Origin of the sequence: Aminivibrio sp. (genome assembly GCF_016756745.1) — a bacterium.
Taxonomy (GTDB): domain Bacteria; phylum Synergistota; class Synergistia; order Synergistales; family Aminobacteriaceae; genus Aminivibrio.
Window position 1 is genome coordinate 20,414 of sequence record NZ_JAESIH010000018.1, and the last position, 11,282, is coordinate 31,695.

The 11,282-nt window shown below is 51.3% G+C and carries 9 protein-coding genes and 1 pseudogene; 8 read left to right on the plus strand and 2 right to left on the minus strand.

What is annotated here, in order from left to right:
• The first annotated feature begins 3 nt into the window (after window positions 1–3).
• From JMJ95_RS01245 to asnB, 4 genes are read left to right on the plus strand one after another with little or no spacing between them, the layout of a single operon-like run.
• Complete coding sequence (locus JMJ95_RS01245; RefSeq protein ID WP_290681452.1) at window positions 4–771, plus strand: SDR family NAD(P)-dependent oxidoreductase; 768 nt, start codon at window positions 4–6, stop codon at window positions 769–771.
• A gap of 24 nt (window positions 772–795) precedes the next feature.
• Window positions 796–2,103: a hypothetical protein gene (locus tag JMJ95_RS01250; protein WP_290681454.1), complete on the plus strand. Its 1,308-nt coding sequence runs from the start codon at window positions 796–798 to the stop codon at window positions 2,101–2,103.
• Window positions 2,100–3,548, plus strand: a complete 1,449-nt coding sequence (locus tag JMJ95_RS01255) for an oligosaccharide flippase family protein (protein ID WP_290681456.1) — start codon at window positions 2,100–2,102, stop codon at window positions 3,546–3,548. Before JMJ95_RS01250 ends, JMJ95_RS01255 begins: the two co-directional genes overlap by 4 nt.
• Before the next feature lie 15 nt (window positions 3,549–3,563).
• Window positions 3,564–5,579, plus strand: a complete 2,016-nt coding sequence (asnB, locus tag JMJ95_RS01260; protein ID WP_290681458.1) for an asparagine synthase (glutamine-hydrolyzing) — start codon at window positions 3,564–3,566, stop codon at window positions 5,577–5,579.
• 94 nt (window positions 5,580–5,673) lie between these two features.
• On the opposite strand, the gene JMJ95_RS01265 is transcribed toward asnB, so the two are convergent.
• Both JMJ95_RS01265 and JMJ95_RS01270 read right to left on the minus strand, forming a co-directional pair.
• The gene (locus JMJ95_RS01265; protein WP_290681461.1) at window positions 5,674–5,994 is read right to left on the minus strand and encodes a hypothetical protein; all 321 of its coding nucleotides are present in this window, start codon (window positions 5,992–5,994) and stop codon (window positions 5,674–5,676) included.
• Window positions 5,994–7,263: pseudogene (locus tag JMJ95_RS01270) on the minus strand (IS256 family transposase). The gene JMJ95_RS01265 and the pseudogene JMJ95_RS01270 overlap by 1 nt, the downstream one beginning before the upstream one ends.
• 367 nt (window positions 7,264–7,630) lie before the next feature.
• On the opposite strand from JMJ95_RS01270, the gene JMJ95_RS01275 reads away from it, so the two are divergent.
• The 4 genes from JMJ95_RS01275 to JMJ95_RS01290 all read left to right on the plus strand — a co-directional run.
• On the plus strand, window positions 7,631–8,671 hold the full coding sequence (locus tag JMJ95_RS01275; protein ID WP_290681463.1) for an EpsG family protein: 1,041 nt from the start codon (window positions 7,631–7,633) through the stop codon (window positions 8,669–8,671).
• A gap of 158 nt (window positions 8,672–8,829) precedes the next feature.
• Window positions 8,830–10,032: a glycosyltransferase gene (locus JMJ95_RS01280; RefSeq protein WP_290681466.1), complete on the plus strand. Its 1,203-nt coding sequence runs from the start codon at window positions 8,830–8,832 to the stop codon at window positions 10,030–10,032.
• A 25-nt stretch (window positions 10,033–10,057) separates the two neighbouring features.
• Window positions 10,058–11,152, plus strand: a complete 1,095-nt coding sequence (gene rfbB, locus JMJ95_RS01285) for a dTDP-glucose 4,6-dehydratase (RefSeq protein WP_290681469.1) — start codon at window positions 10,058–10,060, stop codon at window positions 11,150–11,152.
• Window positions 11,149–11,282 (plus strand): sugar phosphate nucleotidyltransferase (locus JMJ95_RS01290; protein ID WP_290681472.1); only part of this gene is annotated, 134 nt, incomplete at its 3' end. The genes rfbB and JMJ95_RS01290, both read left to right, overlap by 4 nt.

The window sequence follows — 11,282 nt, forward strand, 5'->3', positions numbered from 1 at the left end:
ACAATGGACATGAACCCTTTCTCCCTTGAAGGAAAAATCGTTCTTGTAACCGGAGCCTCGTCGGGTATCGGCAAAGCTGTAGCCATTCGGATATCCTGCCTTGGGGGTATTTGCATTCTCTCAGGAAGAGATGAAAAACGGCTGGAAGAAACACGGAACGCCATGCAAGGAGAAGGGCACCTGCTTTTGCCAGGAGACCTGGCCGATGAAGGGTTCATTTCTGAAATGGTACTGCAGGTAGTATCGGAATCGGGGCCGCATTCCGGATTCGTCCACTGTGCAGGAATAGAGCGAACACTCCCTTTCCGGTCCACCTCGCTCGATGATTTGCACGAGGTGATGAAGGTCAACCTGGACGTATTCTGGCAGATCTGCCAGCAAATACTTCGAAAGGGAAGGCATGAAACAGGTCTTTCCGTAGTGGGAATAAGCTCCATGGCGGGACGGTTTGGCGCTTCAGGGAAAGCGGCATACTCTACTTCGAAAGGCGCTTTGATTTCTCTTATTCGAACTCTGGCTGTCGAATACGCACAAAAAGGGATCAGATTCAACTGCATCTGCCCGGGATATGTGGAGACTCCAATGCTGGAGAAGCTGAAGGCTCTGTACTCTTCAGAGGAGGAGTTTGACGCGGCGATGAACAGAATGCACCCTCTAGGCGTCGGCAAGCCGGAGGACGTAGCGAACGCGGTTGCGTTTCTGCTGAGTCCCGCGGCACGATGGATGACGGGAAGCGTTTTGGACGTTGATGGTGGGTACGGGTGTGTGTAGATTGAAAAGAGCGGGGATTGGATCGTGAAGTCGAAAAGAATATTCATCGGAATGACAGAAATTGCGGGGTATTACGGCCAGCTTACCAAGGGATTGCGCGAGAAGGGGTATGCCGTGACATTTGTGGGGGGGAACGCGCATCCTTTTGGATACGAGCGATCCAAAGAAAACCAGCCGCTCCTTGCGGATCTCTACGAGAGAGTCTCGGCTCTTCGCGTCCGAACACCCCGCAAGAAGCTCTTTCGCAAGCTGCTATATGTCGGCGGTTCAGAAGTACTGAAAATTCTTCTTTTTTTCGGGGCGCTAATGCGACACGACGTTTTTATTTTCGGTTTCGGCAGCTCTTTTTTTCGGTGGAATCTCGACCTGCCTTTGCTCAGGTTATTCGGGAAGCGAGTGATCTGCAACATCGCCCACGGTTCGGATGCCAGGCCGCCATATGTTGACGGAGGGTATCTTGATACCGATGGGAAACACCTTGATCTTCACGTTCTTGAAAACATTACAAAGCGCATCAAAAAACGGTGCGACTTTATCGAACGACATGCCGATCTGGTGCTGGGCGCTCCTTTGTCCTGCCATTTTCTTAAGTTCCCCTTTATCAATTGGCTCTATATCGGACTTCCCTACAGCGCAAGAACTCCTGTCAACCCACCATCAGAGAAAACGCGGGGAGTGCGCATCTTGCACTCGCCCTCCCATCCGCAGGCAAAGGGGACGCCAAGAATTCGCGAAGCGATCAAGTCCTTGAAGAAAAAGGGTTATGAGATCGAATTCATCGAAGTGATAGGACAACCGAATAGTGTTGTATTAGAGGAACTTGTTTTGTGCGACTTCGTGATAGATCAAATTTACAGTGATCACCCGATGGCCGGTTTTGCAACGGAAGCCGCATGGTTCGGCAAACCTGCCGTAATCGGAGGCTATGGTTGGGAAATACTTAATAAACACATGCCTGATATGTTGCCGCCAAGTCAAAGTTGTCATCCTGAAGATTTAGAAAAAGCTATCGAAAAACTCATTAATAATCGAGACTACCGAGAGGCTTTAGGGGAAAAAGCTCGCGCATTCGTTCAGGAAAAATGGTCGGCGAAGTGCGTCGCTGAGAAGTACATCCGCCTGATCGACGGTGACATTCCGGAAGAATGGTTTGCAAATCCCAAGGAGATCGTATACCTGCACGGAGGGGGGCTTCCCGAAAAAAAGGTCAAAGAGATAGTCCGCAACCTAATTCTCTCCAAGGGAGTCAAAGCCCTTCAACTTGCCCATAGACCGGACCTTGAGCAGGCTTTCGTCGAGTTCGCTGGACTTGATTCGGACACTGTCTCATGATTCGCGCCTTCTTCCACGATAGTCTGATCTACACCATCCCGGCGATCCTAAGCCGGGGACTCTCGATAATACTCGTGCCCCTCTATACCCGCGTGCTTTCTCCCGTGGACTATGGAGCGCTCGACATGCTGATGGTCTTCGGTTCGCTTGCCAATTTGACTGTCGCACTTGAGGTCTCGCAGGGCGTCGCGCGTTTCTACGCGGCGGAGGAAGACGGGGTAAAAAAGGTGCAATACGCCTCCACGGCTTTCTGGTTCACGCTCTTTTGCTATACCCTCTTTCTGGTGTTCACCATATCGCTCGCACCGCTGCTCTCGCAATTCATCATCGGGCGGGCCGATCTCGACCCGGTCTTCCGTCTGGGCATGGCGTACATCTGGGCGAACGGCATCTTCTACCTGGTGCAGAATCAGTTCCGGTGGGAGCTGCGCAGCAAGCAGTACGCCATTGCCAGCGTGCTGGTGACGCTGACAACGGCATCTCTGGCCGTGACGCTGGCCTACTTTCTGGGATGGGGGCTCTCCGGTCTGCTTTGGGGGATGCTCGGCGGTGCTCTGGCGGGTTGCTTCTATGGAATTTCCAGCTTGCGCGCTTCATTTCAGCCCGTCTTCAAAAAAGAACGCCTCAAGGAGATGCTGCTCTTCTCCGCTCCGCTGGTTCCCTCGGGGATCGCGGTCTTCATCAGCCACTACATCGACCGACTGATGATCAACCACTTTCTCTCGCTCGGCGACCTCGGGCTGTACGGCATAGGCTTTCGACTCTCAAGTATCGTGGGGCTGGTAATGGTGGGCTTTCAAGGGGCGCTGACGCCGCTGATCTATACGAACTACAAGTCGTCGGATACTCCGAGGCAGATAGCGGTGATATTTCGCGCCTTTCTCTTTTTCGCACTCATGCTCTTCTTTGGCCTTGCGGGGTTCGCGGACGAAATACTTCGTCTGCTGACCACTCCGGACTACTACTCCGCAGCAGGAGTGGTCGTTTTTCTCGTCCCGGCGATCCTGATATCCAACATGTACATTTTCGCGCCGGGTATCGGCATCGCAAAAAAAACGCATCTGACGCTCTGGATCAACATCGGTGGCGCTCTTGCGAACACCTGCTTCAACTACTTTCTCATTCCCCTCTTCGGCATCAGAGGGGCTGCGGCGGCGACGCTTCTGGGGTACGTCCTCGTCTTCACGGCATACATGCGTTTCAGTCAGAAGTTCTATCCGGTGGCGCACAATTGGCCCGCGCTAGGCAAGGCGACCTTTGCGGCGCTCGCCTGCATTCTCGCTGCAAATTTGCTCCCCTTCGGAATGCTACTGAATCTCTTTCTGAAGGGGACTCTTGCCTTCGTGCTGGCGTTCGTGCTGATACGAACTGGCATCATCACAAGAGAGGAGCTTTCGAAGGCGGTACGTGCGCTGCAAAGCAGGTTTATTCAAGGAAAATCGTAAAGGAGCTATAAATCAATGTGCGGAATATGTGGACTGCTCAACATTAACTCTAACGCCAACGCCAACGCTTCAACGATTCATTTCATGGCGAACCTCCTTCGTCATCGCGGACCAGATGACGAGGGGTACATCGCCGTCTCCACGCACGACGGCGCGGTGACACCTCTGGGGGGCGAGGACTCGCAGCTCCCCCTCTCCGACGTCGCGCGCTTCGATGGATACGCCGACCTCTTCTTAGCTCATCGGCGTCTTTCGATCATCGACCTCTCCTCTGCTGGGCATCAGCCGATGAGTTTCGCCGACGGTAACCTGTGGGTCACCTACAACGGTGAGCTGTACAACTATATGGAACTCCGCGCCGAACTTGAAAAATGCGGTCACATCTTCCGTACCCGGACGGACACGGAGGTGCTGCTGGCGGCGTACGCCGAGTGGGGGGAGGAGTGCCTCGACTGCTTCGACGGAATGTGGGCCTTCGTGCTCTACGACAAACGGCGCAATCTGCTCTTCGGGTCGCGCGACCGCTTCGGGGTGAAGCCGCTCTACTATCTCAAGAACGACGCGCTCTTCGCCTTCGCGTCGGAGGCGAAGGCTTTCGCCTCCCTCCCCGACTTTCGGCGGACGGTGCGCTCGGAGGCCGTCTTCGACTATCTCGCCTTCGGCGTGGAGCGCTGGGACGACGGCACGACATTCCTTTCCGAGGTGATGGAGCTTCCCCCCGCGCACGCCTTCCGCTTCGACCTGGCCGAGAAGAGACTGCACGTGCGCCGCTACTACGAGCTGCCCTATCACGACGGAACGGTCTGGGAGCCCTTCTGCGAGAAAAAGGCAGCCGAGCACGTGGAGCGGGTGCGTGAACTGGTCTTCGCCTCGGTACGGCGTCATCTCTCGTCTGACGTTCCGGTGGGAAGCTGCCTCTCCGGTGGGATCGACAGCTCGTCGATCTTCGGCGCCATCGCGGCTATTCTCAAGAACGAGCGCATCGCCGAGGTGGGGGATAAACCGCGAGCCTTCACCGCTTGCTACGACGACGCATCCATTGACGAAAGCGCATGGGCCCGTCTTGCCGCCGAACATATGGGAGGAGAGTGGCACACCGTGTATCCTCAGGGAGACGAGCTGATCGCGGATCTTGAGGACTTGGTTTATACGCAGGACTTTCCTTTCGGTTCAACCAGCATCTACGCCCAGTACCGCGTGATGAAGCTGGCGAAGGAGCGCGGAGTGACGGTACTCCTGGACGGTCAGGGGGGCGACGAACTGTTCACTGGGTACACGCCGTACTACACGGCCTTCTTCCGGGAAATGTTGGGGCACGGCTCGTGGCGCGATCTGGCACGTGAGTGGCGAGGGCTGGAGAATGCGCCTATGGGGAAGAAGGGCGTTCTGAAAGGGATGCTGATCGGCGTGTTGAAAAAACACCTTCCCCGAAGCGTAAAACAAATGGTCTACGGCAGGCGTAACCCCTTGCTGAAGTATATCTCGCCCGAATTGAAAGGACGTCATCTTGGCCCCGCTCTGGACCGACTTGCCGGAAGCATCTACAATCGGCATTCGCTGAACCAAATGCTTTTCTCACTGATGTCTTCAACCTCCCTCCCCTCGTTGCTCCGCTACGAAGACAGAAACTCCATGCGCTTTCAGATAGAGTCGCGCACCCCTTTTGCGGACGACCGCCGGATGATCGAGGAAGTATTCGCAATCTCGTCGGCCTACAAAATCCACGGAGGCTTCAGCAAGTGGCTACTGCGCGAGTCGATGAAGCAGATTCTACCGGAGAGCATATACCGCCGGCAGGACAAGATCGGCTTCGCCACGCCAGAGTATGCATGGCTTCAGCCTAAGAGCGAGCACTTCAGATCGCTGATGGACGATAATTTGTCTGAATATTTGGATGTCGCAAAAATCCGCCGGGAGTGGAGCGCGCTGATTAAAAAACAGCCTAAGCAGGGAATTCTCCCGATCTGGAGGCTGCTGAATGTGGCGATGTGGGCATATCAAACGCTGTCGTCCCGGACATCGTGCCTTTAACCTTGCAATAAGAGATCTAAAATTTCAATGACAACGTACTGCCCTGTCCCTCTCTGATCTCCAGTATTAAGAGACGATATACTAGAGATCCGACCTAAATCCGCACCCAAAAAAATAACTCAACTTTCGCAGGACCTTGAAAACCGTAAACAGTTGTCATGACAGAGAAAATGCCAAAGTAACGCCCAGGATTTTCCTCAGGAAGGCGGGCATTGTTTTCACGAATTCCCTGAACAGTTCCTCCAGTGCGTCCTCCGTCAACGCCATCCCCGAGCGGACGGCCGACTTCAGCGTCTCCATAAGCGGCGCAAGCGACGCGACGAAGGTAGTGTCCTTCTTCATGAAGACGAGGGCGAAGAGGAAGTGGAGAATCTTGAATGCCCCGAGTTATTGTCAAATCTGGTGTATGGATCATCAGGCGGCGCTCCTGTCTGATTGGTCCGATACACGAATTCCGTCCTTGAAAATCACTCCTGTGATGACTTCTCCAAGAAGCTCATAGCCTTTGAGTTTTCTCCACCTCTTCTCTGCTGACTGAGCCAGTTTGAAGACCATTGCCGGCGTCGTCGCCCTCGATCCGCAGTTCCGGGTCTTCGCCGTTCTGAGCCGGATGGTGAAAAAGGCCGATTCCACGGGATTGCTCGTCCGTATGTGCACCCAGTGCACCGCAGGAAAACTGTAAAATGCCGGCAGTTCTTCCCGGTCTTTGGTCAGGCAGTCAATCGCCTTGGGGTATTTGGCCCCGTATTTGGCCGCTGCTCTGTCGAAGGCTTTCCCCGCTTCTTCCTTCGTCTCGGCCATCCAGATCTCGTGAAGGTCCGCCTTCATCTTGCCCTGGAGCGATTTCGGCACTTTGTTCAGCACGTTCGCCGTCTTGTGGACCCAACACCGTTGATGAACACATTCCGGATATTCTTTCCGAAGCGCGTTCCAGAATCCCAGCGACCCGTCACCGACGGCAAGTTTCGGCCCATCCTTCAGTCCCCTGGACCGCAGGCCGGAGAGGACTTCGTGCTACTCTCGCCTCGGATTCACGGTAGCCGTCTTCCACCGCCACCTGTTCCTTCACTCCCTTCTCCGTTGTTCCGATTATGACCAGGAGGCAGAGCTTGTCATCCATCCTCACCCGGCTGTACACTCCGTCCGCCCACCAGTAGACGTACTTTTTGCCTGAGAGATCCCGGCGGTTCCATTCCTGGTGCTCTTCCGTCCATTTCTCTTTGAGGCGGGAGATGGTGTTGGTGGACAATCCTTTCGCATTTTCGCCCAGGAGGCTGTGGAGGGCCTCTCCGTAGCCTCCTGTGGAAACGCCCTTCAGATAGAGCCAGGGAAGAAATTCTTCCACATTCTTCGCCCGCTTCAGATACGGGGGCAGCAGTGAGCTGTTGAACACAATGCCCTTGCCGCTCCGGTCCCGAACCTTGGGTACCCTCACTTCCACGTCCCCGATTCCTGTCTGGACAGCCCGTCTGGGAAGATATCCGTTGCGCACAACCGCCGCTCTTCCGTCTTCCAGGCGAAGAGAGGAGCAATCCTCAAGCAGAGCCTCCAGTTCGGCCTCTACAGCCTTTGCTATGAGGTCTCCGGCTCCCTTCCGCAGAAGTTCGGTCAGGGGATCCGGGACCGTTTCGTCTTTGACCGTAGCCTCTGGACCGGAAGAGCAGGATGCAGTACACTTTTTCATGGCGTATCCCTCCAATGTCGATTGTGAGCTTGCCGGCCCAATCGGCAGGATACGCCCCTTCTTTTTCAATGTCCATACACCAGATCTGAGTTTAACTCGATTGGACCTTTGGCTTCGTTCATTGGTACAACGAGATCCACCGCCACAGCGCCTTGAAATACGTGACTCCCGGACAGCGTCACCGTGGAGAGTCCGGGGCAATTCTGGCGGCGAGGAAGGAGGTGTTTGAAGAAGCGAAGCGGAAATTCCCGGAACGATGGAATACCCGTCCGGTGAGGAACCTGGAGGAGGACAAAGTGGTGTGGCTCAATCCTGAGAAGGATGAAAGAGCGCGGGAAACTTTAACCCCGGAAAAGCGACAAGTCGCTTGACAGACATCAGATCTATGGGAGCAAAAATGAGTAGACAGCAAACAAGTTGCCATGTTGCCAGTATAAAGGTATCCAAAAAAAACATCGTAATGAAATGTTTCATTATTGCGTTTTTTTTAGTCGCAATTTTTCAGTTATTTGGGGTAAGCAGAGATTACGAAAATTATGCTCGCTTTTTTTCGGAAGCCAGAGAATATGGATTTTCTTATGTAAGAAATCATCTGTTCGAACCTTTATTTTCTTATCTTTCTTTTGTTGTTTCGTCAGTTTTCAAAAACAACGTTATGGTCTATTCTCTGTTGGCCATTTTATCATTCTCGATAAAGTGTTTTGCACTTCGAAGAGTAAGCCGTAATTGGTTTATTCTTTTTGTTGCTCTGACCTTTTATGGGGCTCGTTTTTTCCCTCTTCACGAAATGACCCAAATTAGAGCTTCTTTCGCAGCATCTTTTTTAATTCTGGCAATGGTCTATATATATCAACAAAAAAACAAGAGATCACTACTTTGCGGTATTGCAACGATAGGATTCCATCTTTCTAGTTTGGTTATTGTGCCTTTTGCTTGTTATTTGAAGAAACATTGGAGAAAGAGGGATGTGTTTTTCTTAAGTATCGTGTTTTTTGTATTACTGTTAATAACCAAAGTTTTTCTGTTAGATTTTCTAGCTTCACACATTTCGAAACTTGACTCCTATCAAAGTTTGGAGTATGGGGGTAAAGTCAGTTGGCATGCTAGGACTGTTATTCTGGATATCTTGTTGATAATTTGCGGCTTTTCTTTTTGGAAAAGGTCAGATAATTTAATGCGCCAAATCCTTTTTTCGCAGGTTTTAGGAATCCTTTGTTATTACGTATTTTGGGACTATGCCGTTTTGGCGCATAGAATAAGAGAGTTGCTTTCGATTTTTTGGGTACTTTATTTCCCGCTTGCACTTAACAAAAGAGGAAATATCAGGCGAGTGATGAGTATTTTTATCTTTTTGAATATAGCGCTTTACTTCCATTTATATTTTGTAAGTGTTCATAAAATATTCTGATTTACAAATGCATAATATAAATAAATCTTTTGAAATAATATAAATACTGCAAATTTCAAACTAATTGATGGAGAATAAAAATACGTGAACTTGCTTCATCCCTAAATTGATGTTATTCAGGGGTTCCTTAAAAGACAGATCAGGAAAGAGGGGCAGTGATGAATCTGCTGTTTTTCGCTATGGATGAGAATTCCCCGTCATCGGGATTATCAAAAAAAATCAAGAGTCAGGCCGAAGCCCTTGGGGTTGAGAGTAGTTCGCTGTGGCTCATAATGGCCAGCCGAAAAGAAGGAGTCTTTCTTTATCGTTTTGAAAGAATATCAAATCAGCTTGTACTTGAAGAACACACGCCGGGAGAGAAAAAACGAAGCCTGTGGAGACGGTATGAGTATTACGCAAAGATCGTGAGTGCCGTTTTCGATAGAGTGTGTATGGAAAAATCTATCGAGGCCGTATACTGCCGTAGAATATCAATGATTCCCTGTCTGATTCAAATGTTTAAAAAGGCAAAAAAACGCTATGGTTTTTTCCTAGGCTATGAGATACCTACGTATCCTTTTCTTATGGAACATATTATTGCACGTCAATGGCGTAATTTAGCATCAGAGTTAATTTTTTCAAAAGCGCTTTATGTTCTTGTTGATCATTTTTTTCTCATAACAGATACGGCGAGTGAAAGTAAAATCCCGTTTAAAAACTGGACACGTATTTCGAACGGCATCAATGTTGATAGAATTCCATTACGCTCCGCTGTACGACCGATTCGTGATGGGCTGCACCTTTTGGGACTTGCGAATGTGGCTTTCTGGCACGGTTATGATCGTGTCATAAAGGGGCTATCAGACTACTATGGTGATGCGAATAATAAATTTCCAATTTTTTTTCATATAGCCGGAGAGGGACCTGTGCTTTCTTCTCTTAAAAAAATGGCGCTCGACTTTGATGTTGAAAAGCATGTTATTTTTCATGGTCCCGTTTATGGTGAGGAACTGGAAGAACTTTTTACTCGCTGTCATATTGGAGTTGCAAGTCTAGGAGGACATAGAAAAAAAATTAATGAAACTTCTGAGTTAAAAGCTCGTGAATACTGCGCTCGGGGAATGCCTTTTTTCATGAGCATGAAAGATCCTGATTTTGATGTAAATCTGGATTTTATTCATTATGTGCCGGAGGATGATTCTGCGATCAATATGAATGATATAGTGCATTTTTCTCGTTCAATGATTAAAAATAGTGATGCTGTAATCAAAGAAATGAGAGTTTATGCAGAATTGCATCTGGATTGGAAGAAAACCATGAAAAAGGTTTATTCTGTATTTACAAATCTCGAAGAAACAAAAGAAGATGTCGCTTGTAGATAATTGAATTGCCAGGGAGGGTGTTTTTATGCCAACTATCTTGCTCACCGGCGGAGCTGGTTTCATCGGCAGCAACCTCGTGAGGTATCTCGTGCGAGAGAAAGGTGTTTCGGTCGTAAATTACGACAAGCTCACCTACGCCGGAAACCTGGAGTCGCTGCGGGATATTGAAGGAAACCCCAGGTATGTCTTTATCCACGGCGACATCGGAGACCGGGAGCACCTGGGCTCGATGCTGGCGAAGTACCGCCCCGACGCCGTGATGCACCTAGCTGCGGAATCGCACGTGGATCGGTCCATCGACGGTCCCGGGGAGTTCATCTCCACCAACGTGGTCGGCACCTTCACCCTCCTGGAGGCTGTCCGGGGGTACTGGAACTCCCTGGACAAAAATGCTGCGGAGGCCTTCCGCTTTCTTCACGTTTCCACGGACGAGGTCTACGGTTCTCTCGGCGCAAGTGGCTTCTTTACCGAGACCACGCCCTACGCCCCGAACTCTCCCTATTCCGCATCCAAGGCAGCCTCGGACCATCTCGTCCGGGCGTACCATCATACGTACGGGCTTCCTGTGCTTACCACCAACTGCTCCAACAACTACGGGCCCAACCAGTTTCCCGAAAAGCTCATCCCCCTCATGATCCTCAACGCCCTCGACGGCAAGGCGCTTCCCGTCTACGGCACGGGGCGGAATGTCCGTGACTGGCTCTACGTGGAGGACCATTGCGATGCCCTATGGTCCGTCCTCAAGAAAGGACGTCCCGGGGAAGTCTACAACATCGGGGGAAACAACGAGCGGACAAACCTCCAGGTGGTCCACACCATCTGCGATCTCCTGGACGCAATGCGCCCCCGCCCTGATGGCATATTGCACAGGGAGCAGATACGGTTCGTTCAGGACAGGCCGGGCCATGACCTCCGTTACGCCATTGACGCCTCGAAGATAAAAAGAGAACTAGGATGGACTCCGAAGGAGACCTTTGAAACGGGAATGAAAAAGACCGTGGAATGGTACCTGGAAAACCTCGAATGGTGCCGCCGGGTGCAGGACGGCCGATACCAGCGGGAGCGCCTCGGTCTCTCGTTAGTAAACGGCATGTCGGAGCGGGAGGGGAATATCCAATGATAACGAAAGGCATCATCCTCGCAGGTGGTTCGGGGACCCGGCTCTTTCCCCTGACCCAGGTGGTGAGCAAGCAGCTCATGCCTGTCTACGACAAGCCCATGATCTACTACCCCCTGAGCATCCTCATGCT

Excerpts from the sequence above, each read along its gene's own strand:
- JMJ95_RS01245 (WP_290681452.1), top strand. The coding sequence starts at position 4 with ATGGACATGAACCCTTTCTCCCTTGAAGGAAAAATCGTTCTTGTAACC.
- JMJ95_RS01255 (WP_290681456.1), top strand. The coding sequence starts at position 2,100 with ATGATTCGCGCCTTCTTCCACGATAGTCTGATCTACACCATCCCGGCG.
- asnB (WP_290681458.1), top strand. The coding sequence starts at position 3,564 with ATGTGCGGAATATGTGGACTGCTCAACATTAACTCTAACGCCAACGCC.
- JMJ95_RS01265 (WP_290681461.1), bottom strand. The coding sequence starts at position 5,994 with ATGATCCATACACCAGATTTGACAATAACTCGGGGCATTCAAGATTCT.
- JMJ95_RS01280 (WP_290681466.1), top strand. The coding sequence starts at position 8,830 with ATGAATCTGCTGTTTTTCGCTATGGATGAGAATTCCCCGTCATCGGGA.
- rfbB (WP_290681469.1), top strand. The coding sequence starts at position 10,058 with ATGCCAACTATCTTGCTCACCGGCGGAGCTGGTTTCATCGGCAGCAAC.